This window comes from Pedobacter riviphilus (assembly GCF_014692875.1).
GTDB classification, from domain to species: domain Bacteria; phylum Bacteroidota; class Bacteroidia; order Sphingobacteriales; family Sphingobacteriaceae; genus Pedobacter; species Pedobacter riviphilus.
In genome coordinates this window covers 3229305-3254097 of record NZ_CP061171.1, presented here as the reverse complement: position 1 = coordinate 3254097, position 24793 = coordinate 3229305, and the positions used below count along the sequence as shown (strand labels likewise).

The following is a 24793-nucleotide window of genomic DNA, read 5'->3' as shown; positions in this document are numbered from 1 at the left end:
TACACCAAACCACAAGCAATTGAGAAAAGCAGAATTAATAAGTTTAACAGAAAAATACATAGCCGGTACTGCCAGTGGAGAAGAACGCCTCAAATTAGAATCTTGGTACAATAATCAATTGGACCAAAATACTTTGGCGGGTGAAAAACAGATTGACGAAGAAGAGCAAGTAGAAGTTGGCGAAAAGATTTTTAATAAGATCAATCAAGAAATAGAGCAGCATGAGAGAAAACGTCCGAACAGGTATTTTTATCGCTTAGCTGTTGCCGCCTCATTAATTGCCGTTTTAGGATTTGGTTGGTTTATTTTAAGTGAACGTACTAATCTTAAAAAAATAAATAAATCAGCTAGTTTAATCAAACCTGGAGGGAATAAAGCCTTTTTAACACTTGCCGATGGAACTAAAATTAATTTAGATCAGGCATTAAATGGTACAATAGCCAAACAGGAGGGGATTCAAATTACCAAAACTGCAGACGGGCAATTGGTTTATACCATTTTAGAAAATAAATCAGCGCTAGCTAAACCAGGTTTTAACACCATTAGCACGCCAGCGGGCGGCCAGTATCAGGTTACTCTGCCCGATGGAACTAAAGTTTGGTTAAACGCCATATCATCATTAAAATATCCTACCGCTTTTACAGGCAAATATAGAATAGTAGAGCTTACCGGCGAAGGTTATTTCGAAGTAGCTAAAAACAAAAACAAGCCTTTCAAACTTAAAACATCGAAACAAGAAATAAGTGTTTTGGGTACCCATTTTAATGTAAGTGCTTATGCTGATGACGATGAGATTAAAACAACGCTGGTAGAAGGTGGGGTAGCCGTTAAAAACTTCAGTCCATTGGCTACAGGTTTTTTAAAACCAGGACAGCAGGCTGTTTTTCACGATACGGGTTTCAAAGTGAGCAATGTTGACGTAGAAGAATATATTGCCTGGAAAAATGGCTTCTTTATGTTCAATAACGAAGGAATTAAAGAGGCAATGCAAAAATTGGCAAGATGGTATGATGTTGATATAGAATATGTTGGTGATTTTGATGGGATTTACTTCGGCGGATCTTTTTCGAAACACAACAACCTGCAAGAAACCTTAAAAATATTAGAATCTACTGATAAGTTTAAATTTAAAATAGAAGGAAGGAGGATTAAAATTTTAAAATAACATATGAAATTTTAATCTGAAAAACGGATTTCGAGTGCAATCGAAACCCGTTTAAAGTTTTAGATTAAAATTGTTCCAACAATAACCAAATAGTTAAAACATTGTAAATGTAATAGCAACTGCTATAGGCATTTAATCAACCTAAAACCTAACAAATGTATGAAAATTTACGATTTTAATTTATACGGTTCAAGCCGTATAAAGAATAAAATTCTGTTATCTATGAAGCTAACCATCTTATTGCTTTTTATAGCCTTTTTACATGTTAATGCGGGCAGTTTTGCACAAAAGAACATTACGCTTAATGAAAAAAATGCATCATTACAAAAAGTGCTTAAAGCAATAAAAAATCAAAGCGGCTATAATGTGTTTTTTATCCAGAGCGATTTAAAAAAGGCAAACATGGTGAGCATTGATATAAAAGATATGCCTTTAACCGAAGCCTTAAATCAATGCTTCAAAAATCAGCCTTTAACTTATTCTATACAGGCCAATACCATTGTGGTTAAAGAGCGACCTGCAAATACGGTTCCTGCCAATAAGCCAGAACAGAGTGCGCCCGTAAACAGGGTTATTGATGTGATTGGTACTATTGTAGACGAAATTGGTAAAGGTATACCCGGGGCCAGCATTAAAATAAAAGGCAAAGAGCAGGGTACGATGAGTGATGAAAGTGGAAACTTTAAACTAACTGGTGTGGCTGATGATGCCATTTTGGTCATCTCTTATTTAGGTTATCAAACCAAAGAAATAAAAGCATCAGCTACAGTGAAAGTTACTTTGATGCCACAAAGCAACGATTTAAACGAAGTAGTAGTAGTAGCTTATGGTACACAGAAAAAATCGAGTTTAACCGGAGCAATCGCAACCATTACACCTAAACAATTAAAAGAGCGACCTGTAACCTCAATACAAAATGCCTTACAGGGTATTTCTCCAGGTTTAACCATTTTACAACGCCCTGGCGATGTAAGTGCAAGCGCTACCGGAGGTACTGCTGTTAATATTAGGGGCAGAAGCAGCTTGGCAGGTGCAGGTACTCCACTTTATATTATTGATGGTATTCCTGCTAGTTCGCAAGAATTTGCTACCCTTAATCCAAATGATATTTCGGGCATGTCTGTATTAAAAGATGCATCTTCTGCAGCTTTATATGGCTCGAGAGCCGCGAATGGCGTAATTATGGTAACCACTAAAAGAGGTGGCGGAGAAAAAGCAACCATTGAGTTTAATGCCAACTACGGATGGCAATCTCCAACCCGTATTGCAAAATATTTAGGATCAGTAGACTATACTACGCTTTATAACGAAGCACTCACCAATGTTGGCCGTAGTCCAATGTACACACCGGCACAAATAGAGTTATATAGAAATGGTTCTCAACCAGATTTATATCCAAATACAGATTGGTATAAAGAAGTTTTAAGGCCAAGCGCACCGCAAGGCGATGTGAATTTAAATATCAATGCACCCGGAAAAATAACCAGTAGTTATTTGGGCTTGAATTATTTAACGCAAGAATCGTTGATTCCGAACAAAGATCAGAACCGTTTTAATGCAAAATTAAATACCGAAACCAAGGTTATCGAGAATATACTGAAGGTTGGTACCAATATCTCTTTCATTAATCAGGCTTTTGATCGTTTGGGTAACTTATCGTGGACAGAGTTAAACCGTTCTTTGCCAACTACTGTTTTTCGCCAGAGTAATGGCCAGTGGGGTTCGATAAATAATGGAACAGCAGCCAGCAGCTCACTCCCATATCGTAACCAGGCCCGCATGATTGCCGAATCATCAAAAGGCAGCAACCGTAATAATTTACTCCAAACTGCTGCCAATGCTACCTTAACGCCATTAAAAGGTCTATCAATTAATGGATTGGTTTCGTTAAAATTTACCAACAACAACAGCACGGCCTTTAACAATACCATGACGCCGATTAATAATTTTTTAACCGGCAACCCTATTCCACTACCTGCAGGACAAGGCACACAGAACGATTTAAGGGAGTATTGGTCTAAAAGAAAAGAATTGCTGGTGCAAGCTACAGCAGACTATGAACGTACTTTTGGCAAACATTATGGTAAGATAACAGTAGGTGCATCGCAAGAAAGCAATGTGCTCAGAAGTGCATTTATTGGCCGCAGAAACTTCCCTAATAACGATTTAAGTACCATTATCAATGGTTCTGGTAATGGAGAAGATATCTTATCAGATAATAACAATGACGATATTATTACAGGTGTTTACGGCCTTGCTAATAGAACAGCAGCCGAAGAATGGGCCATGCGATCGATGTTTGGCCGTTTTAATTACGCTTTTGAAGATAAATACCTGTTAGAGGTAAATGCCCGTATTGATTATTCTTCGCGTTTCCGTGAAGATGTACGCAGAGCCTTCTTTCCATCGTTTTCTGCCGGATGGGTAGTTTCAAAAGAAAACTTCATGAAAAACATCAACTGGGTTGATAATTTAAAGCTCCGTGGTTCTTATGGTTCATTGGGTAACCAGGATGTGGTTGCTGTTGGTAACTATTTTAACAGGTTAAATGCAGGCTTTCAATACAGCTTTGAAGGTACCGCACAAGACGGAATCTGGCAGGCAGACGGATCGTGGCCAACCACTACCTGGGAAAAGGTATACATGACCGATTTCGGAGCTGATATTACCTTGTTTAAAGGTAAATTAGACATTACCGCCGATTACTACATTAAGGATACTAAAGATTTATTATTGCGTAATGCCGCGTTGGCAACTTACCCATTAAGGGTACCTTTTACCAATGCAGCAAGTACCCGTAATACAGGGTTTGAGCTGGCTGTTACCCATAATAACCGCATTGGTAAAGATTTTACTTTTAGCGTAGGCGGTAACTTATCATTAATTAAAAGTAAAATCACCAAAATTGGTGATAACAACAATGACCTCTTTGTTGATGATTTATATATTCAAAGAGTTGGTGAATCGCTTGGGTCTTTTTACGGTTATATTGCTGATGGTCTTTTTGTTAGTAATGAAGAGGTTGCTTCACATGCTTTTCAGGATGCCCGTACCAGAGCTGGAGATATTAAATACAGGGATATAAATGGTGATAATGTAATTAATGCGGCCGACCGTACCATTATCGGTAACGACGTACCTTTTGTAAACTATGGTTTTAATTTAAGCGCATCGTACAAAGGTTTTGATTTTAATGTCCTTACTTATGGCGTAGCCAAGGTAAAAACCTTTTTGGGCCAGGAAGCTTCAACACCTTTCTTTAACGGCGCAAATGCTAAAGTTCAGCTGTTAAACCGCTGGACTAAAGAAAACCCTGATCCAAACGCCGATTTCCCAAGAACATTGTTAACCGCAGATGCCGGACATAATATCAATCAGCTTTCATCATTTTACCTGTTTAGCGGTTCTTACTTTAGGGTAAGGGGCATTACTTTAGGTTATACTTTACCTCAAAATGCTGTGAAAAAAATTGGTTTGTCTAAACTGAGAATTTACGGAACAGCCAATAATCCTTTCACTATTATGGCTGATAAACGTTTGGGTGATTATGATCCCGAATCTGCTTCGGGCCGCGGTGGCTATCCGGGTATTAAAACGTGGTCGTTTGGTTTAAGTGCAGGATTATAAAATGAATAGAAAAATGAAAAAGATATATATAGTTACAAGCATATTGTTATCAACTGTTTTAGTTTCTTGTAAGAAAGATTTTTTAGAAAGGCCACCATTAAACCAGGTATCGGAAGCTACTTTCTGGAAAAACGCAAATGATGTTTACCTGGCCGTAAATGGGGTATATAACCAGTTGCCTGGCGATGATATGGTGTACGACGATGCGGCTGCAGATAATGCGCATGCGCAATATCCGTGGGAAAATTCGGCAACAGACGTATCATCAGGTAATGTAAACGCTGCTTTAAAAGCAGGCTGGGATTTTACCGCAATTGGCCGTGCCAATTATTTTTTAGATAATGCAGATAAGGTAACTGCTATTGATAAAACTTTGCTGGAGCGCTATAAAGCGGAGGTTCGTTTTATTAGGGCAAATGCCTACTTCTGGTTGATTTGTAAATTTGGTGATGTGCCATTATCGACTAAAACAGTTGAGCTTGGCAGAGAAAATATACCAAGAACACCAAAAGCAGAAGTGTTAAAATTTGTAATAGATGAGTTAGATGCTATTGCTAAAATTTTACCGCAAAGTTATGCTGGCGGTAAACCAAATGAAAAGGGCCGTATTACCAAAGGTGCAGCCCTGGCTTTAAAAGCACGTGCACACTTATATGATGGCCAGTGGCAACAGGCCGCCGATGCAGCAAGCCAGGTAATGACCTTGGGTTACAGCTTGTTTAAAGTAACCGCCGAAGATGCCCTAAATGCCAAAGATGATTACAGTGCATGGGTAGATTTTGCAAATGCCGATGACGAGAAAAAGTTCCGTTTGGGGCTACGTAGCTACGAAGCATTGTTTCATCAGGTAAATGAAGGAAACGTAGAAGTGATTTTAGACAGACAGCGTATTCCGCAACAGGATGCTAATGCTTTAAATACCTTGTTGCCTTCGGCTGATTTAGGTGGATGGGGCTCAATTGCACCAACACAAGAGCTGGTAAACAGTTACCCAAGTTATAAAACCGGCGATTTAATTACGCCGCCTACACCAGCACAACGTGCTGCATGGTATAAAGCCAAAGATCCGGCATTTAAAAACGAGTATAAAAACAGGGATCCCCGTTTTTATGCCAGTATTTTATTTGACGGAAACCCATGGAATGCCATTGAAGATGGCTATGCCTTTAAATGGACCGAAGGCGCAGGTAATACCGCATTAACAGGTTATAGCGTGCGTAAAATGGTAGACCCGAAAATCTACCGTGATCAGATGGAAAACCATGCCAACAATATCCTGATCCGTTACGCAGAGGTTTTATTAACCTATGCCGAAGCTAAAAACGAGTTAACCGGGCCTGATGGATCGGTGTACGATGCTTTAGACCAGATCAGGACCCGTGCCGGTATGCCAGTGGTAGACCGGACTAAATATGCCTCTCAAGCCACTTTAAGAGAGCTGATCAGAAATGAAAGACGTGTAGAGCTGGCCATAGAAGGACAACGTTATATGGACATCAGAAGATGGAAAATCGCACCACAGGTAATGAAATCTATTTTTAGTATCAGCGATGCGCTTAAACCTATTCAGGTTAGAACCTGGACTGATAAATTGTATTTAATGCCAATCCCGCAAGATCAGATAGATCTTTCTAAAGGTGTTTTAAAGCAAAACAGCGGTTATTAAAATAATGCATCTACTTATGCACACAATGATTATAGCGGCCAGGTTTATCCTGGTCGCTATTTTTTTTTGATCAGATTCTTTAATTGTAATCAGTTGCTTATTATTAGCGCTGTAATGGATGGTTATTCAAGGGATAAACTAAACTCCCTTCATTTTCTTATGGCAATTATGTGTTTATCAATAATAACTGCCGCAAAACTTTAGGCTTTTGACTAAAAACTCCAGGCTAAATTCTATTTTACCCGCACATTGGCACCCGCCAATCTAACCGTTTCGCTAATCCTTGTTGCTCTGGTTTCTGCTCTTTTGGCTTCTGATATCCATTTTAGTATGGCTTTCTTTGATGAACGGGGAAATTTTTCCCAATGTGTTTGTGCTGGCGTATTTGATTCAAATTCTTTCTTTAAATCATCAGGTTCTATTAGATTTTCCACATCATTTAAAGCATCCCACATCCCATTGACTTTTGCTATTTCGATTGTTTGTAAACCTGCAGGGCTCATCAATCCTTGGGCTATCATATGTAAAGCCTTATTCTTGTTAATTGCACTCCAATTGCTTTTAGGTTTTCTTTTTGAGAAAAATTGATAACGGCTTTCCTCGTCCCGCTTAACAGTCAGGCTGTCAATCCATCCGTAACAAAGTGCTTCATCCACAGCATTTGCATGAGGAAGGCTGCCTTTTGATGCGTCTTTTTTATAGATGATCAACCAAACTGATACCTCTTTTTCATGATTTTCTGCAAGCCATTGGCGCCAGTCGGCTTGGGTTTCGGCATAAAAAGCTTTAACTCCGTTTTTCATTTCTTCCATACGGATCATTGTCAAGGTTAATCGGTTTTTTGTATAAATTGATTAATCTACTCTAAACCCTCACTCCAAACTAATCAACAGTTATTAATTATTGCTCATTTCTCCTTCACACTGTATATCAGTTGCACAACACCTGATGGAGCACTTTTGGTTTCTTTTAGTGTTAGCCAAACCCGATCGGTAATTTCGCTAAACAGTAATTTTCCGCTACCCAATATTACCGGATGTACGGCAAGCTGTAGTTCATCAACCAAACCTTCATTTAAAAAGGTAGAGATCAGTTTTGCACCACCATAAAGCCAAATGTCTTTGCCAGGAAGGTTTTTGATCTCATTTACTTTTTTTTCGATATCCGAATGGATAAAAATAGCATCTGTATCATCGTTGGCTTTAGCACGAGAGAAAACATATTTTTTCTTGCTGTTGATGTTTTGAGAGATCGATTTCATCAATTCATCCTCTTCTTCTCCAGGTTGGTAATTCCCCCATAAATCATAACTGATGCGCCCATAAAAAATCGAATCAATGCTGTCTAAAAAATCGTTGAAATTGGCGTCGCCATCCATAATGCACCAATCAATTTCTCCATTAGGCCCTTCAATGTATCCATCTAATGTAACGGCAAGGTTGAGAATAATCTTTTTCATCTGTATTAATTTTACGGTTTTCGATCTATATTAAAGGCTTTGTTTGTCTTATGGATTTTAATAAAATAAATAGACAGTTAACCTCTAAGTTACAAAATATCGTTTAAAACCGACCTTGAAATTAGATTTGGCATTCGTAAGAACCAGTTAATTTTTCAACTTAACCTTAAGTTAACATATACGCTCTTTCTTTGTTTGGCATTGCCTGATATAAATGCTTTTAACATGATCAAATCCTTTAGTGTTCTCGTACTTTTTCTGCTTTTCATTTCGAATGCGATTGCCCAGGAAGAAAAATTCGAATCGATTATTGCGCTGAATCAAAAAGATCCGACTGCTGCCCTGGCTCAATTAAAAAAAATATACGCCAAATCTATCGATGATAATGATGAACTTTTAGAAGGCAAATGTTTGCAGCAAATGGGCAAGGTTTGTTATACACAGGGTCATTTTAGCCAATCGTTAGAGTTCTTTCTAAAAGCGGATAAAATATTCAACAATGCCAGTCAACCGCTTTTATTGGCCGCTAACCTTAACGATGTGGGCGTGCTTTATTATTACATGAAGCAGAAAGACAAAGCCATGAACAGCTATAGCAAAGCCATTAGTGTTTATAAGAGATCGAATAATTTAATTGGCCAGGCAACCGTTTTGGGTAATATTGGACAGTTATACGAAAAAAGGCAGCTTTATGATAGTGCATTTTACTATCAAAAACTGGCTTTAAAAATAAACGAACGGATTAACGATAAAAGTGGGGCAGCCAAAATACACGAAAACCTGGGCAGTATATATGAAGACCTGGAGCGCTATGATTCTGCTTATGTACATTTTAAACGGTCGTTAAATTTATATCAGGAAGACCATAATGATCTGGGGAGTATTGAAGTAATTAATAATTTAGGAGATATCCTTCGTAAAACAGGCCGGTATAAAGAGAGTATTGTACAAACCGAAACGGCATTGAAACTGGCCGAAAAGATGGGCAATGTTTATCAGTTAAGCTCCTGCTGTAGAGATTTGGGCAAGGCATACGAGCTGTTGAATAATATGGATAGCGCTTACCATTATGTAAAGCTTGGCTATAAGTACACGATCGATCTGTATTCGCAAGATGGCGCCCGGCAGGTGGCATTTTTACAGGTACTTTACGATATCAATAAAAAATCGGATGAGATTAATAAACTGAAAAACGACAGGAAAGTGAACAGGATTATTGCTTTTTCTGCTACCATTGTAGTAGTATTAATAGTCGTTTTGGGTTTTGTGATTTTTAGCAGGCAGCGCTTAAAGTTAAAAGATCAACAGATGTTGGCGCGGCAGAAGGCAATAGAACATGACATGACCAGTCTGGCACTCAAAAATCTTCAGCTCGAAGAGCAAAATCTGAAACAATTATTAGAGGTTAAAAGCAGAGAGCTGTCTACCCATACCTTAAACCTGATTAAACACAACCAGTTTTTGGAAAACCTTAGGGCTACTTTACAGGCGATGATAAAAGAAGATAAGCGCGATCAGAAAAAGCAGATGAACCAGATCCTCACTGAAATTAATCAGAGTTTTAATCACGAACGTAACTGGAAAGAATTTACGATGGCATTCGAACAGGTGCATCATCAATTTCTCGAAAGCCTAAAAAAATATAGCAATGAGCTTACCTCAGCCGATATGCGATTGATTGCACTGTTAAAAATGAACCTCGATTCAAGCGATATTGCAACCTTACTCGGTATATCAACCGATAGCTTAAGGGTATCGAGATACAGGTTAAGGAAAAAGCTAAACCTGGCGCAAGGCGATAATTTATCGGCATTTATCCAGGCTTTATAACCGTTACATCAGCTGTAATATATGACCTGTTTTTTTGATTTTTAAGGGCTTAACAATTTGTTAATGTAACGGTAATAAAAGCATAACGGCGTTTTGTGGCGTGTTTAATTTGTTGATAATCATTGTATTGTGTTTTTGTGTTGCCTTTTAATATATGCTTGTTGTAACGCTGTTGCCTTTATGTAACCTCAATAATTTCTTTGTGTAAAATGGTGTATACACCTTTGCCCCGTCGATAATAAAATGACATGACCAAACACAATGAATAAACGATTACAAATTCTGTTTTTATTTCTCTTTTGTGCAGGCACAGCTAATGCCACAAAACTGAAAGGCCACGTTTACGATAAGCAAACTGGTGAGGCCATTGTAGGTGCAACAGTGGTTTTAGAAAACCCGAGGCGCATAACCAATACCGGATTAGATGGTACTTTCGAATTTAAGGATGTAAAAGTAGGTGCTGCAAAAATTAGTGTGAGCTACATTACCTACAAAACCATAGAGAAAACTTTAGTGATACTGAAAGAGGATAACGATCACTTAAAGTTTTACATGGAGAGTGATTCGAAAAGCCTTGATGATATTACTATTAAATCAAATGTAGTTAGTTCTACCGATCAGGGAGCAAGGCGTTTAGAAAAAAATGCCCCACAACTAATGAATATCGTATCAGGCAGATCGATTGAGATTTCGCCTGATTTAACGGTGGCCAATGTGATGCAACGTATTTCTGGCGCGTCTATAGAGCGCAATAGCAACGGCGATGGACAATATGCCATTTTAAGGGGGATGGATAAACGTTACAATTATACTTTGGTAAATGGTGTTAAAATCCCAAGTCCGGATAATAAATACCGTTATGTTCCGCTTGATCTTTTTCCTTCTGATTTACTCGATCGTTTAGAAGTGTATAAAACGCTTACGCCAAATTTAGAAGGCGATGCCATTGGTGGTGTCATTAATATGGTGATGAAAAATGCACCCGGTAAATTTCAGGTAAATGCAAACATTTCAACAGGTTATAGCCAATTATTTTTCGATCGTAAGTTTACCAGTTACAATGCTTCAGGTATTAATTACAAATCGCCCTACGAAGTAAATGGGAAAACCTATAATGCTACGCAGAGCGATTTTACCAAGGGCACGCTTGATTATAAATATAAAAACCCCGCACCTAATTTAATCGGAAGCTTATCCTTAAGTAAACGCTTTTTGGATAATAAACTCGGGGTGGTGCTGGCAGGAAGTTATCAGAATACCTACCGTGGCAGTAACAGTACTTTTTACAATAATTCTGTTGTAGGTGTCGATCCTTATGCCAAAATTACCAGCAAAAGTTACCGTGAATATTCTGAACAGCAGCAGCGAACAGGCTTACATGGAAAAATTGATTATGTTTTTAATAAAGATCACCAGATCAGTTTGTACAATGTATACGTTAACCTGAAAAATCAACAGGTTAGAGATGCTGTAACCACTACTTATAATGGAGTTTATAATCCAACAGCTGGGAACGCAGAATTGGTTTACGATACGCGTAGTCGCTTAACTGAGCAACAGATTTACAATTCTACGCTGCATGGCGATCATAAATTTTTTAATGATAAATTTAAAGTACAGTGGTCGGCTGTTTATTCTTCAGCCAAAAACGATGTGCCCGATAATACCAGCATCAGTTTAAATGGGGTACAACAGAATTTTCAAAGCAAACGTACCAGTTTAGTTAATACCAACCCCGTTACCCGCAGATGGGAACGTAATACCGATGAGGATTTGGCAGGTTACCTTGATCTGACTTACCATGTTTTAGCTGGCGAACACAAACTGGATGTTATGGCTGGAGGTTTATACCGCGATAAAAAAAGGAGTGGTTTCTTTAATAATTATAACCTCGCTCAGGGAGCAGATCATGCAAATGATATTTATGGTGTAAATTTCCAAAATTACACCGACCTGAATTTGGTGGTAAGCAATCCAACAGGTGCGGTAGCCAATTCGCTTACCTACGATGCAACAGAGCAAACTACTTCTGGATATGGAATGTTTAAATATAATTCGGCTAAATTAGAAGTGATAGGAGGGCTAAGAGTAGAGCATACCAATCAGGGTTATAATCTTCTTTTCGCGGCAGGAGAATCTTTTCCAAAAGGAAATCAGATTTATACCGATGTATTACCGAGTTTAACTGCAAAATATTTTTTAACAGAAAAAGCGCAGTTACATGCTTCTTACTACAAAGCCCTTAACCGCCCAGGTTTTTATGAAATTGTACCCGGAAAAGTTGTAAATGAAGAATTCCAGGAACGTGGCAATCCTAACCTGCAGCGCGCACTGGCCGATAACTTCGATTTAAGGTATGAGCTTTTTCCTGGCGCTTCTGAGCAATTATTGATTGGTGCTTTCTACAAAAGGATAAAAAATCCAATTGAATATACTTTTCAGGCTGATGCCGTTCGCGGCCAAGATATTTATTATAGTCCAGGGAACTTTGGTACGGCCAATAATTATGGCGCAGAGGTAGATTACATCAAATATTTTAACAAAATAGGTGTAAAGGCCAATTATACCTACACTCATTCGCGCATTAACACCACTAAAACCACCAGGGTGATCAATAGCACCACCGGAGATACGGAGCCTGCAAATGTAAACCAGGAACGTCCGCTTTATGGTCAGTCTGCGCATATCGCCAACCTGTCAATATTGTTTAAAGACACTAAAAAAGGCTGGGATGCACAGGTTGCAGGTGCCTATACAGGACCACGCATCAACACGGTTTCTCAATTCTTAAATAACGATTTTTGGCAGGAAGGATTTGTACAGGTAGATGCGTCTGCAGAGAAGCGTTTTAAAGGTGGAATAAGTGTTTTTGTAAAAGCCAATAACATTTTAAATACACCGACAAAACTATTTATAAAAGGTACAAATCCAGCAAATAACGACATCAAAGAAGATTTGGTTAAAAATGGGAAAACCTTGATCAGAAGCGATTATTATGGCCAAAACTACCTTGTTGGCTTTAGGTATAAATTTAATTAATAGCATTTAAAGATACAAAGACATGAAATCAAATCAGATTTTTAAATTATTAATTCTTGTTGTGCTCGCCTTGGCAGGATGCGAGAAAGCCAATATAGATGTTGATACTACAGCTGTTGATGGCTCGGCAATTGGTGAGGTTTCTGGGGTTTGGGCAAAAGGCAGTACGCAGGTAATTAAAGGCGACATTGTAATCCCGGAAGGGAAAACGCTAACCATTGAAGAGGGGGTAACGGTGCTGATGGATACGGTTGCTAAACCAGAAATTGTTATAAAAGGTAATCTGTATGCACTTGGAACTGCAGAAAATCCTATCAGGTTTACGGTAAATGAATTTTATAAAACCTCATCAAAAAAATTTGGAAAGCTTTGGGGCGGTATTTTGGCTGGCCCAACATGCGAGGAACTGGTGCTTGATCACGTAATCCTCGAATATGCAGGCTCTACTACTTCAGATGCTTCAACATCGGTAAAAATGGGACTTTATAAAGCTAAAGCCGGAGAAAACTTACCTGCACTCTGGTTTGCCAATGCTAATGGCAAATTAGTCGTTCAGAATAGCATCTTCAGAAACCTCCAGGAAGATTGTACCTATATTGAAGGTGGGAAGATCATTTTTGCCAATAATGTGTTTTATACCACGGGCGTAACAGGAGGGGAAGCCATGAACTTTAAATCGGGCTGTTTGGCAGATATAGCCTATAACTTGGTTTATAGCACCAATACCAATGCCTTAAAATTATCTAATACTGGAGATAAAACGCCACAAACGTATATTATTGCTTACAACAATACCATGGTGAATACAGGTTGGAGAAGACCAACGGCCAAAGGCGGATCAATCTGGCTGGAGAGTACGGTACGTGCCGATCTGTATAATAATCTTTTCGCCAATACCCGTTTTGGCGTGAAGAGAGATCCAAAAAAGCCAGAAGATAGCCGTTCTGCTTATAGCAATAACTGGTATTATGGCTTCGACCAAACCACCGTAAATCAGTTTCAGCCAACCGGCGATATTGTGGGCGGTAAAAACGATGTAATTAGTAACGTTGCTGGTGCTAATGATCCTAAATTTGTGAATTATCCCTTAAATACAGCGGTTACCAATGCCGATTTCAATACCGCGTGGGACTTTCACTTGCAAGGCAACTCGCCAGCTTTGGGTAAGGGTATTACCAACTTTACCCGCCATCACCAAACCGGAATTGTAATGAAAAATGGTATTACCTATATCTCTCCTGCACCATCTACATTTGTTGGTGCATACGGAACTAAAATATAAAATGAAGCATAATAATATATTAAAACTTGCCGCTTTTGCGGTTTTAAGCCTGACCATTTCTTGTAATGGAAGCGCACAAAACGGAAGTAGTACGGCCGTAAAACCCTTATACGTGTCCGAGCCTGTCGACTTTGATACCGACGATCCTGCAATCTGGGTAAACCCGAACAATCCAGCGCAGTCTTTAGTAATCGGTACCGATAAAGATACCAATGGTGGCCTGTATGTTTTCGATCTGAAAGGTAAAATCATCAAGTCTAAAACCATAAAAGGCTTAAAGCGTCCTAATAATGTTGATATTGCTTATGGTTTGCGCTTGGCCGGAAAAAAGACAGATATTGTGGTAACAACAGAACGTTACACGCATAAACTGCGGATATTTTCTCTTCCTGATATGAAAGCAATCGACAATGGCGGAATTCCTGTTTTTGTAGGTGAAACAGGAGCAGAATACCGCGATTTGATGGGAATTTCAATGTATACTGATCCAAGTGGAAAAATTTATGCCATTGTTGGTCGTAAAACGGGCCCTAAAAACGGAAGTTATCTTTGGCAATATTTATTGGCAGATGATGGGAAAGGCAATGTTAAAGCAGATTTGGTGCGGAAATTCGGCCAGTATAGCGGTAAAAAAGAAATTGAGGCCATTGCCGTTGATAACGAACTGGGTTTTGTTTATTATTGCGATGAGCAGGTAGGGGTGCGCAAGTATTATGCTGACCCAGCCAAAGGAGATCAAGAACTGGCATTATTCGGACAAGGCGATTTTGCTGTCGACAATGAGGGGATCGCCATTTATAAAACCTCAGGAAACAAAGGCTATATCCTGGTATCCGATCAGGGCGCCAGGCAGTTAAAAGTGTACGACCGGGTAGCTAAAACCGATGCTGCCCATCCGCATCCGCTGTTAACCACGATTAAATATTCAGCCAATCAAACAGATGGTATTGACGTGGTTTCAGTTCCTTTAAATAACGATTTTAAACATGGTTTGTTAGTGGCCATGAGCGATGATAAAACCTTTCATTTTTACAGATGGGAAGATATAGCAGGTAAAAAATTGACCAGCGCACAGCCATAAAGACCTGTCCGTTGCAAGCGGGGGACCAATGGCGTTAAGTGTTTTAACCAGATGCACACAGATAAACACGGATTTTCATATCTGTGTGCACCCTTTCTATCTGTGGTTAATTACTTTTGCTTATGACGATGCCTCGGAGAAATTATTATAGTAGTGTAAGGAGGTTGACCTACACCGCAATGTTATTCGATAATTTGTACTCAGATGGGGTAATTCCCGTTTGCTTTTTAAAATATTTCCCAAAAAAAGAGGAGTTACTGAAGTGCAGTTCCATAGCTACCTCCGATATGTTCATTACATGGCTGGTTAGTAGTAGTTTAGCTTCCCTGATCACCATCTCATCAATAACTTCCCCTGCTGTCCTATCGGTTACCTGTTTAACAACCTGCGATAAATGCCTTGGCGTTATGCGTAAACAGTTGGCATAATATATTACACGTTTTTCTTTCTTAAAGTTTTCTGATACCAGCGATAAAAAACGATTGGTGAGTTCTGTTCTGCTATTGTGAACAAAAGGTAATGGGTCTTTCTGTTTGTTTTTGAGAAGAAAGAGATCATACAGCAGTTCCAGAAAGCTATTGTGCACAATGTTTTTAATCTGCGGGTATCTTTAGATACGTTCAGTTTTTTGTGCAGGGCAAGCATATCATAGTAAATGAATGTATATTCCTCTTTTGATAATGAAAATTTATGAGTAGGATCGTTCTGGAACATTCTGTAAGTTTCGCCGCTATTAAAGAATATGCCCTTGGTTTTTAAATAGCTTTTGTTGAAATGGATGCTGATGAAAGAAACATCGCTGTTATCCTTAATCTCATAAACAGCATGTGGAAAAATGAGTAGAATATCTCTTTGATTTAATACATGTTCTACAAAATTTATCTTAAGATTCATCTTTCCCTTTGTGATCAGAATTAAAGCATAACTCGATATACGGAACGGTTCCGAACTGCAATAATGCGGATCGCTACTGTGATGAATTTTTGCCATCAATCCATCATTTAAAGAAAGTGCTTCCTCGTGGTTTTTTTCTGAAAAAGTTTTATTGAGTAACTCTTGTTGCATAAAATCGTTCGGCGTTTTTTAATAATTTCTTAACAGATTCGATTATCTTTTGCACTACAATTTCAGCCATCCTTTATGGATAGTTTTTCGCCCTTTATCTGCCGGAATTTTGCTCTGACAAATGTAATATTCGGGATCAATTTTGCAATTTATTTTTTTTAAAATGACTAATTTCTGATTAAAATTCAATCTTTTGATTAATAAATATTGAATTTTAATTAACTTAAAAACAGTAATTTATGTTGTTTTTTGTGCTGTTTTGTGTCTTTTTTGTTGTTTTACTATTTTATAATAAAAGTCAGAATGTCAATTGGTCAATTCATCTGAATGTCACATTTTGCCGATCCAACTTTTTGACCAATATATCCCACATTTGAACCTTTTTTTGGCTTCAATTCCGCGTTAAAATTGTGTTATCAAATCGTTTGGTTAATGCAGCCTTAATCTATACTGTTGATTTTAATATCCACAAGTAGCATTCTGGTACTGGCCAAACTTTCAGAACAGGGTTTTAAAAACTGAAGAATATAAGTGTACAGCATGCGTAAAAAATTACAAGATAGAATTGCCTCTTTTAAGGATGCGGCGGTGATAAAAGAAAAGGGATTATATCCTTATTTCAGATCGATAGAATCAGGCCAGGATACCGAGGTGGTTATAAACGGAAAAAATGTACTCATGTTTGGTTCAAATTCCTATTTAGGATTAACCAATCATCCTAAAATAAAAGAAGCCGCAAAAGCAGCCATCGAAAAATACGGAACCGGCTGTGCAGGATCGCGATTTTTGAACGGTTCGCTCGATATTCACCAGGAATTGGAAAATCGTTTGGCCGAATATGTGGGTAAAGAAGCTGCTGTGCTTTTTAGCACTGGTTTTCAGGTTAACTTAGGCGTAATATCTTGTTTATTAGATCGTAACGATTATCTGTTGCTGGATGAGTACGATCATGCCTCAATTATTGATGGAAGCCGTTTGGCCTTTTCGCGCACGATTAAATATGCGCATAACGATATGCAGGATCTGCGCCGGAAACTAAGCAGGTTACCGGAAGATGCAGCAAAACTGATTGTTTCTGATGGTATTTTCAGCATGGAAGGCGATTTGGTTAATCTTCCTGAAATGGTAGAGATTGCCAATGAATTTGGCGCCAATATCATGATGGATGATGCGCATAGCCTTGGCGTAATTGGGTTTAATGGATCGGGAACGGCATCACACTTCAATCTTACCGAGGATGTGGACCTCATTATGGGTACTTTCAGCAAATCGCTGGCCTCACTAGGCGGTTTTATTGCGGGGAGTACGGAAACCATCGAATATATCAAGCACCGTGCCCGCTCACTGATGTTTAGCGCAAGTATGCCACCATCTGCTGTGGCAAGTGTGATTGCTGCATTAGATATTATCGAATCGGAGCCCGAACGGATTGATAAACTTTGGGCCAATACAGAATACGCGAAGAAACTTTTGCTCGATGCAGGTTTCGATATTGGGCATAGCAATAGCCCGATTATTCCCGTTTACATTCGCGACAACATCAAAACCTTTATGATTACGAATATCCTTCAACAAAATGGGGTATTTGTAAATCCGGTAGTTTCGCCAGCAGTGCCTTCTGATTCGTCTTTGATCAGGTTTTCTTTAATGGCCACGCATACTTTCGATCAGATCGAATCGGCCATCGCTAAACTAAGCGCCGCTTTTAAGGCCGTTAACGTAGAATTAGTAGGAAGCCAATCATGAGCACGCTGGTAAAGGTTTCTGATAAAAAAGCATTAGCAGCATTTGTAGATTTTCCGCATGCATTATACGCGGGAGATGTAAATTACGTTCCCGAACTTTTTATTGCACAGCGCGATCTGCTCACCCCAGGTAAACATCCTTTTTACGAACATTCTGAAATCCAGCTTTTTCTGCTTTATGATGAAGGTAAAATAGTTGGACGAATTGCTGCAATTAACAATACGAACCACAATAAGGTTTATGGCGGGAATGATGGTTTCTTTGGCTTTTTTGATTGCGTTAATGACGTGAAAGTTGCACAACAGCTTTTAAATGCAGCACAAGACTGGTTAATGGATAGAGGACTTACAAAAATTTTAGGTCCGGTAAACTTCTCTACCAATGAGGTATGCGGCTTGCTCATTGAAGGATTCGACGGGCCGCCGGTAGCCATGATGCCTTATAATGCACCATATTATCTGTCGCTTTTGGAACAAACTGGTTTTCAGAAAAATGTCGATTTAAGGGCCTATCGCTACACCGCTGGTAATTATAGCGAAAGGTCGGTTAAACTGCTAGATAGGATAGAAGAACGGTTACTCCGCAATGATATCGTGCTGCGTAAAATCAACATGAAAAAATTCAAGGAAGAATGTAATGCAGTGAGGGAAGTGTACAATAAAGCATGGGATAAAAACCTTGGTTTTGTGCCAATGACGGATAAAGAATTTGACTATACGGCAAACGACCTCAAATTGATTCTCGACCCTGAATTTTGTATCCTGGCCGAGCAGCATGGCAAGATTGTAGGCTTTGCGTTGGCTATACCCGATATCAACCAGATTTTGATCAAAATTAAGCGCGGAAGATTGTTTCCAACAGGTCTGATCAAGCTTTTATTGAACAAAAAGAAAATCGACGGTATCCGGATTTTATTGCTTGGTGTAGTAGATGGTTACCGTAAAATGGGTATTGAAGCCTGTCTTTATGGCCGTATTATCAAACATTTCAAGGCTAAAAATATGAAATATGCAGAGGCCAGCTGGACTTTAGACCATAACGATCTGATCAATAAACCTATTGAAGATATTGGTGGGAAGTTATATCGTAAATATAGGATTTTAGAGAAAACGATATGAAAAAGCGGGTGTTGATTACAGGGGCAACTGGATTTGTGGGCTATCACCTGATTAAATCTGCTCTGGCAAATGATCTTGAAGTATATGCCAATGTACGTCAATCGGCCACTGCAGCACATCTTAAAAATTTTCCGATCAGCTATGTTGACCTTGATCTTTCTTCCATATACCTATTGAAAGAAAATATAGAAGAAAAAAGATACGATTACATTGTGCATGCGGCTGCGGTAACCAAGGCAAAAAAGCGTGATGACTACAACCAGGTAAACGCCATTTATACCCGAAACCTGGCTTTGGCGGCTTCAAAATCAGCACATAAAATAAAGAAATTTGTATTTATAAGCAGTTTGGCTGCATTGGGGCCTTTAAATAAAAAAAATGAAAAACTTACCGATAAGGGTGCCTCAAATCCGGTAACCAATTATGGGATCAGCAAAGCACTTGCTGAAACGTACCTGGCTCAGGTTCCGGATCTGCCCTTAATCATATTCAGGCCTACGGCAGTGTATGGGCCGCGTGAGAAAGACATTTTCATATTAATTAAAACAATTAAAGCAGGACTGGAACTGTATATCGGCAAGCAGGAGCAGGAATTAAGCTTTGTATACGCCACCGATTTGGCCGATATCATTATAAAATCACTTGCATCTGACGTAGTTGGTAAAAGTTATAATGTATCCGATGGGGCAGTTTATAACCGTTCTGCGCTAGCTGCCCATGTGCGTAAGGCTTTAAACAAAAAAACATTGACGGTGAATGTACCTGTGCAGATGATTAAGGGGCTTGCCTGGTCGATGGAACGGTTGTATGGCATGTTTAATAAAATTCCAGCCTTAAACGTAGATAAGATAAAAGAACTCACCGCCCTTAACTGGGGCTGTGATATTAAAAATATTCAGAACGACTTTGGCTTTGTGCCCCAATTTGGGCTGGAACAAGGCCTTACTGAAACGATAAACTGGTACCGTAAAAATAATTGGTTATAAGATTTTAAATAAAATAGAATGAAACAACAAGTAAAAGCAGCTGAAGGCAAGCTGGGAATATTAATGCCGGGATTAGGCGCCGTAGCAACAACTATGATTGCCGGAGTTGCTGCAATTAAAAAAGGAATATCAAAACCTATCGGTTCGTTAACACAGATGGGTACCATCCGTTTGGGAAAAAGAACAGAAAAAAGAGAACCGAAAATTAAAGATTTTGTGCCATTGGCTGGTCTTGATGACTTGGTTTTCGGCGGCTGGGATGTTTACGAAGATAATGTTTACGAAGCGGCAATGAATGCCCGCGTATTAGATGCTAACCTTTTGCGCGATGTGCGCGAAGAATTACAGGCTATTAAACCGATGCGTGCTGCTTTCGACAGAAATTATGTGAAAAACCTGGATGGTAAATATGTAAAAGATCTCGATAACCGTTACGAACTGGCTTTAGCCGTAATGGAAGATATTAAAAACTTCAAAGCAGAAAACAATTGCGACCGTATAGTACTGGTTTGGTGTGGTTCTACCGAAATTTATTTCGAACCATCAGAAGTGCATGAATCATTAGCTGCGTTTGAGCAAGGTTTAAGAGATAACGATTCGCGCATTGCGCCAAGTATGATCTATGCTTATGCTGCATTAAAATTAGGAATTCCTTTTGCTAACGGTGCACCAAACTTAACAGTTGATATTCCTGCTTTAATCGAATTGGCTAAAGAAACCGATACCCCAATTGCTGGCAAAGATTTTAAAACTGGTCAAACCTTAATGAAGACCATTTTGGCTCCAGGTTTAGCCGCACGTTCATTAGGCGTAAATGGTTGGTTCTCTGATAATATTTTAGGTAACCGCGATGGTTTGGTATTAGATGATCCTGATAACTTTAAAACAAAGGAAGTATCAAAACTGGGCGTATTGGAAGATATCTTTAAACCAGAGGTTAATCCTGATCTGTATGGCGATATGTACCACAAAATCAGGATCAATTATTATCCGCCGCATGGTGATAACAAAGAAAGCTGGGATAATATCGACATTTTCGGATGGTTAGGTTACAAAATGCAGATCAAAATCAATTTCCTTTGCCGCGACTCGATTTTAGCTGCACCAATTGTGTTGGATCTTGCTTTGTTTATCGATCTGGCTAAACGTGCAAACCTATCGGGCATTCAGGAATGGTTATCATTTTACCTGAAATCGCCACAAACAATTCCAGGTGTACCTGCAGAAAATGACATTTTTAAACAGTTGATGAAACTTCAGAATACCTTACGTTACATTATGGGCGAAGAATTGATCACCCATTTGGGGCAGGATTACGAAGAAGAACTGATAGAAACGGTATAGTGTTTATCCACAAATTTCTTTCAACGGCTCTGGGAATCGGGTATATCGGCAAAGGTGCTGGTACTTATGCTGCTATAGCAACCTGCATCTGCTGGCATCTTTTCCAGAGCCCTTATACCAACCCCTATTTATGGCCTGTGCTTTTCACGATGTTGATCGTGATGATAGGGGTAATGAGTGCAGATAGGGTAGAGGAAATTTGGGGCAAAGACCATAACAGGGTGGTGATTGATGAAGTTGCCGGAATGTGCATCACCCTGTTATTTGTGCCTTTAAAATGGGAGTACACCTTAATCGGACTTATTCTTTTTAGGTTTTTCGATATCCTCAAACCTCTTTACATCCGAAAGCTCGAAGTATTGCCAGGTGGATGGGGTGTAATGGCCGATGATGTACTGGCTGGGATTTATGCAAATGTTATACTGCAACTGGTTGTTGTTTTAGAACTATTTTAACCATGATATTCACTTATCTAAAAGCACAGGCATCATCCTTAGTGGCCTCGGCAACAGATTTCGGTGTGACCATTGTTGCAGTAAATCTTTTTGGCTGGTGGTATCTGGCAGCAAGTATTACAGGGACAGTTGCAGGTGGGGCGGTTAATTTTTATGTGAACCGCAAATGGGTTTTCGAAAGTGAATCTGCAGCCATTAAATGGCAGATATTGAAATACATTTTGGTATGGGCAGGCAACCTGGTTATTGTAACAGCAGGAGTGTTTATCCTCACCCATTTTTTAAATCTCAATTACGTACTCGCCAAAGTTTTGAGCGCTGTTTTAACGGGCTTAAGCTACAATTATATCATGCAAAAGCAGTTTATTTTTCAAGTTAGATGAAACCGATTTATTCATTTTTGTTATCTGTGGTGCTCAGTTTTATTTTGCAGGTAAATGCTTTTGCGCAAAGAACCACCGTGTCGGGAACGGTTCGCGATGCTGTGACCAAAGAAACATTACCCAATGTTTCCGTTTTTTTTAAAGATACCCAAATAGGCACGCAAACCGATGTAAACGGGAAATATACACTTGTTTCGCCTAATCCACAAAGTGAAATAAGTTTCAATTATGTGGGCTACCGAACCGTTTTTAAAAATATTGTGCCTTCTGCTACACAGGAATTTGATGTGGCCTTAGTACCCGATGCAAGAGCGCTGGATGAAGTGGTTATTGTGGGTGGGAAAAAGTTGAAGTACCGGAATAAAGATAATCCGGCAGTAGAGTTGATCCGCCAGGTAATTGCTCACAAGGAAGAAAACCGCATTAAGAGCTACAATACCGTTTCTTTTAGGCAGTACGAAAAAATGTTGTTCTCCTTGAGCAATGTATCGGATAAGTTTAAGAACAAAAGAATGTTCAGGAATTACCAGTTTTTGTTTCAGGAACAGGATTCGACATTAATTGGCGGAAAAAATCTGTTGCCGATTTATATTCAAGAGAAACTGGCCGATAATTACCTGAGCAAAAATCCAGAAAAGAACAAAACCATTATAATCGGGGAAAAACAGGTCCAGTTTGATAGCCGTTATATCGATAACAAAGGAATGAAAACCTATTTCGATAGGATGTATCAGGATATCGATATCTATAAAAACAATATTTCGGTAATCAGTAACGAGTTTTTAAGCCCGATTGCCGATGGAGCACCTGCCTTTTATAAGTTTTTTATCACCGATACGTTAAAAAATCAAAAACCTCAGATTATTGAGTTGTCTTTTACACCGCGCAACACAAACGATATGTTGTTTGAGGGGAAGATTTATGTAACGAATGATAACCATTATGCCGTTACCGGAGCTTCTTTTGGGGTAAATAAAAACATTAACCTCAACTTTGTACGTGCACTTAAAATCGATCTAAATTTTGAAGCAAACGATAAAGGCAAATACAGTTTGAGCAAAAGCAACTTACTGGCCGATTTTGGTATTGGTAAAACCAAAGGAATTGGTTTTACAGGTGAGCGCAGCGTTACTTTTAAAAATTACCAGTTTGATACGGCGCTGCCAGACACTATTTTTCAAGGCAAAAGTACCGTTGTACTGGCCGATGCAGCAAAAAAAGACGATAAGTTCTGGGAGAAAAATAGGTTAGATACCATTTCGACAAACCAGTTGAAAATTTATGGTAATATCGATACCCTGCAAAACCTGCCATCCTTTAAACGTACAATGAAAATCGTTACGCTCTTATTTGCTGGTTATCAAAATCTCGGTCCTTACGAAATTGGCCCCGTAAATACATTTTATAGCTTTAACAATGTAGAAGGTTTAAGGTTACGGTTTGGAGGCCGAACAACCCCCGAACTCAGTAAACGTTATTACTTCGAAAACTACCTGGCTTATGGGATTAAAGATGAGAAATGGAAGTTTTTCCTTTCAGCAACCTATTCGCTGAATAACAAATCGATCTACGAATTTCCCCAAAACTACGTGAGGGCCAGTTTTCAGCGCGATACCAAAATACCCGGACAAGAGTTGCAGTTTGTGCAGGAAGATAATTTCTTGCTATCATTTAAACGTGGGGTAAACGATATGTTATTGTATAACGATTTTTACCGCTTGGATTATGTAAAAGAGTTCGAGAACCACTTTTCATATAACCTTGGTTTTAAAAAAATGGAGTCAGACACCAGCCGGCGGATTAAATTACTTAAATTCTAATAACCAACTGGTGAACAGACTAACCACCAGTGAGGTTTCCGTACAGTTAAGGTACGCACCAAACGAAAAATTTTACCAGGGTAAAATATACCGTGTACCCATTGCCGATCGCTATCCGGTATTTAACTTGCGCTATACCGCAGGTTTAAAAGGTGTTTTAGGGGGTGAATATAATTATCATAGTTTAATGGGAAGTATCGATAAACGTTTTTATTTATCACAGCTTGGCTATAGCGATGTAACCTTCGAAGGTGGTTATATCGCTGGAAAAGTACCCTTCCCTTTATTGGATATTCACCGTGCCAACCAAACCTATGCCTATCAACTTAATTCGTACAACCTGATGAACTTCCTCGAATTTGTGAGTGATCATTATGTGAGTATTAATATCGACCATAATTTTAACGGCTTCTTTTTTAATAAAGTACCATTGATCAAAAAATTAAAGTTAAGGGAGGTGGTGTCATTTAAAGCATTATATGGTGGTTTACGGAATGAAAATAATCCAAATTTTCAAACAGGCTTATATCAGCTCCCGGTTTATGAAAATGGTGCACAAAGGACTTATGCATTAGGTAATAAACCCTACATGGAAGGCAGCGTTGGCGTAGGTAATATCTTTAAACTGTTAAGAGTAGATCTGGTAAAACGCTTCAATTACCTCAATAATCCAGAAGTTTCTGAATGGGGGATAAGGGCAAGGGTAAAATTTGATTTTTAAGAAAAA

General features: G+C 38.9%; 18 protein-coding genes. 15 read left to right on the top strand and 3 right to left on the bottom strand.

The features are described from left to right. Nucleotides 1–19: 19 nt before the first annotated feature. The 3 genes from H9N25_RS13295 to H9N25_RS13285 all read left to right on the top strand — a co-directional run bounded on the left by H9N25_RS13295 (nucleotide 20) and on the right by H9N25_RS13285 (nucleotide 6458). Nucleotides 20–1165: a FecR family protein gene (locus H9N25_RS13295; protein WP_190326209.1), complete on the top strand. Its 1146-nt coding sequence runs from the start codon at nucleotides 20–22 to the stop codon at nucleotides 1163–1165. Between the two features lie 222 nt (nucleotides 1166–1387). Next, nucleotides 1388–4792, top strand: coding sequence for a TonB-dependent receptor (locus H9N25_RS13290; RefSeq protein WP_190326208.1), 3405 nt, complete (start codon nucleotides 1388–1390; stop codon nucleotides 4790–4792). 13 nt (nucleotides 4793–4805) lie between these two features. Beyond that, entirely contained in the window at nucleotides 4806–6458 is a 1653-nt protein-coding gene (locus H9N25_RS13285) for a RagB/SusD family nutrient uptake outer membrane protein (protein WP_190326207.1), read from the top strand. Between the two features lie 233 nt (nucleotides 6459–6691). Here the strand turns inward: H9N25_RS13285 and H9N25_RS13280 are convergent, their stop codons facing one another. Both H9N25_RS13280 and H9N25_RS13275 read right to left on the bottom strand, forming a co-directional pair. Beyond that, the gene (locus H9N25_RS13280; RefSeq protein ID WP_169502405.1) at nucleotides 6692–7270 is read right to left on the bottom strand and encodes a YdeI/OmpD-associated family protein; all 579 of its coding nucleotides are present in this window, start codon (nucleotides 7268–7270) and stop codon (nucleotides 6692–6694) included. Nucleotides 7271–7365: 95 nt separating this feature from the next. Then, entirely contained in the window at nucleotides 7366–7917 is a 552-nt protein-coding gene (locus H9N25_RS13275; RefSeq protein WP_190326206.1) for a dihydrofolate reductase family protein, read from the bottom strand. A 225-nt stretch (nucleotides 7918–8142) separates the two neighbouring features. Here H9N25_RS13275 and H9N25_RS13270 point away from each other — a divergent pair, with 225 nt between their 5' ends. From H9N25_RS13270 to H9N25_RS13255, 4 genes are all read left to right on the top strand, one after another. Beyond that, nucleotides 8143–9747: a tetratricopeptide repeat protein gene (locus H9N25_RS13270; RefSeq protein WP_190326205.1), complete on the top strand. Its 1605-nt coding sequence runs from the start codon at nucleotides 8143–8145 to the stop codon at nucleotides 9745–9747. Nucleotides 9748–10008: 261 nt separating this feature from the next. Beyond that, complete coding sequence (locus H9N25_RS13265; RefSeq protein ID WP_190326204.1) at nucleotides 10009–12786, top strand: TonB-dependent receptor; 2778 nt, start codon at nucleotides 10009–10011, stop codon at nucleotides 12784–12786. 22 nt (nucleotides 12787–12808) lie between these two features. Next, a complete protein-coding gene (locus H9N25_RS13260; protein WP_190326203.1) occupies nucleotides 12809–14068 on the top strand; it encodes a right-handed parallel beta-helix repeat-containing protein in 1260 nt (419 codons plus the stop codon). Nucleotide 14069: 1 nt separating this feature from the next. Then, the gene (locus tag H9N25_RS13255) at nucleotides 14070–15149 is read left to right on the top strand and encodes a phytase (RefSeq protein WP_190326202.1); all 1080 of its coding nucleotides are present in this window, start codon (nucleotides 14070–14072) and stop codon (nucleotides 15147–15149) included. 169 nt (nucleotides 15150–15318) lie between these two features. Here the strand turns inward: H9N25_RS13255 and H9N25_RS13250 are convergent, their stop codons facing one another. Next, nucleotides 15319–15735 carry a helix-turn-helix domain-containing protein gene (locus tag H9N25_RS13250; RefSeq protein WP_190326201.1) on the bottom strand — a complete coding sequence of 139 codons (417 nt, stop codon included), beginning with the start codon at nucleotides 15733–15735 and terminating at the stop codon, nucleotides 15319–15321. A gap of 1019 nt (nucleotides 15736–16754) precedes the next feature. Here H9N25_RS13250 and spt point away from each other — a divergent pair. From spt to H9N25_RS25310, 8 genes are read left to right on the top strand one after another with little or no spacing between them, the layout of a single operon-like run. Further along, nucleotides 16755–17960, top strand: coding sequence for a serine palmitoyltransferase (gene spt / locus H9N25_RS13245; protein ID WP_190326200.1), 1206 nt, complete (start codon nucleotides 16755–16757; stop codon nucleotides 17958–17960). Next, nucleotides 17957–19078 carry a hypothetical protein gene (locus tag H9N25_RS13240; protein WP_190326199.1) on the top strand — a complete coding sequence of 374 codons (1122 nt, stop codon included), beginning with the start codon at nucleotides 17957–17959 and terminating at the stop codon, nucleotides 19076–19078. The genes spt and H9N25_RS13240 overlap by 4 nt, the downstream gene beginning before the upstream one ends. Then, a complete protein-coding gene (locus H9N25_RS13235; RefSeq protein WP_190326198.1) occupies nucleotides 19075–20064 on the top strand; it encodes an NAD-dependent epimerase/dehydratase family protein in 990 nt (329 codons plus the stop codon). The genes H9N25_RS13240 and H9N25_RS13235 overlap by 4 nt, the downstream gene beginning before the upstream one ends. An 18-nt stretch (nucleotides 20065–20082) precedes the next feature. Continuing rightward, entirely contained in the window at nucleotides 20083–21408 is a 1326-nt protein-coding gene (locus tag H9N25_RS13230; protein WP_190326197.1) for an inositol-3-phosphate synthase, read from the top strand. Then, on the top strand, nucleotides 21408–21863 hold the full coding sequence (locus H9N25_RS13225; RefSeq protein WP_223833374.1) for a phosphatidylglycerophosphatase A family protein: 456 nt from the start codon (nucleotides 21408–21410) through the stop codon (nucleotides 21861–21863). The genes H9N25_RS13230 and H9N25_RS13225 overlap by 1 nt, the downstream gene beginning before the upstream one ends. A gap of 2 nt (nucleotides 21864–21865) precedes the next feature. Further along, complete coding sequence (locus tag H9N25_RS13220) at nucleotides 21866–22246, top strand: GtrA family protein (protein WP_190326196.1); 381 nt, start codon at nucleotides 21866–21868, stop codon at nucleotides 22244–22246. After that, nucleotides 22243–24066, top strand: a complete 1824-nt coding sequence (locus H9N25_RS13215; RefSeq protein ID WP_330221037.1) for a DUF5686 and carboxypeptidase-like regulatory domain-containing protein — start codon at nucleotides 22243–22245, stop codon at nucleotides 24064–24066. The genes H9N25_RS13220 and H9N25_RS13215 overlap by 4 nt, the downstream gene beginning before the upstream one ends. Before the next feature lie 10 nt (nucleotides 24067–24076). Further along, nucleotides 24077–24787, top strand: coding sequence for a DUF5686 family protein (locus tag H9N25_RS25310; protein ID WP_330221036.1), 711 nt, complete (start codon nucleotides 24077–24079; stop codon nucleotides 24785–24787). The last annotated feature ends 6 nt before the right edge of the window (nucleotides 24788–24793 follow it).

Excerpts from the sequence above, each read along its gene's own strand:
- H9N25_RS13290 (WP_190326208.1), top strand. The coding sequence starts at position 1,388 with ATGAAGCTAACCATCTTATTGCTTTTTATAGCCTTTTTACATGTTAAT.
- H9N25_RS13285 (WP_190326207.1), top strand. The coding sequence starts at position 4,806 with ATGAAAAAGATATATATAGTTACAAGCATATTGTTATCAACTGTTTTA.
- H9N25_RS13280 (WP_169502405.1), bottom strand. The coding sequence starts at position 7,270 with ATGGAAGAAATGAAAAACGGAGTTAAAGCTTTTTATGCCGAAACCCAA.
- H9N25_RS13275 (WP_190326206.1), bottom strand. The coding sequence starts at position 7,917 with ATGAAAAAGATTATTCTCAACCTTGCCGTTACATTAGATGGATACATT.
- H9N25_RS13270 (WP_190326205.1), top strand. The coding sequence starts at position 8,143 with ATGATCAAATCCTTTAGTGTTCTCGTACTTTTTCTGCTTTTCATTTCG.
- H9N25_RS13265 (WP_190326204.1), top strand. The coding sequence starts at position 10,009 with ATGAATAAACGATTACAAATTCTGTTTTTATTTCTCTTTTGTGCAGGC.
- H9N25_RS13260 (WP_190326203.1), top strand. The coding sequence starts at position 12,809 with ATGAAATCAAATCAGATTTTTAAATTATTAATTCTTGTTGTGCTCGCC.
- H9N25_RS13255 (WP_190326202.1), top strand. The coding sequence starts at position 14,070 with ATGAAGCATAATAATATATTAAAACTTGCCGCTTTTGCGGTTTTAAGC.
- spt (WP_190326200.1), top strand. The coding sequence starts at position 16,755 with ATGCGTAAAAAATTACAAGATAGAATTGCCTCTTTTAAGGATGCGGCG.
- H9N25_RS13240 (WP_190326199.1), top strand. The coding sequence starts at position 17,957 with ATGAGCACGCTGGTAAAGGTTTCTGATAAAAAAGCATTAGCAGCATTT.
- H9N25_RS13235 (WP_190326198.1), top strand. The coding sequence starts at position 19,075 with ATGAAAAAGCGGGTGTTGATTACAGGGGCAACTGGATTTGTGGGCTAT.
- H9N25_RS13230 (WP_190326197.1), top strand. The coding sequence starts at position 20,083 with ATGAAACAACAAGTAAAAGCAGCTGAAGGCAAGCTGGGAATATTAATG.
- H9N25_RS13220 (WP_190326196.1), top strand. The coding sequence starts at position 21,866 with ATGATATTCACTTATCTAAAAGCACAGGCATCATCCTTAGTGGCCTCG.
- H9N25_RS13215 (WP_330221037.1), top strand. The coding sequence starts at position 22,243 with ATGAAACCGATTTATTCATTTTTGTTATCTGTGGTGCTCAGTTTTATT.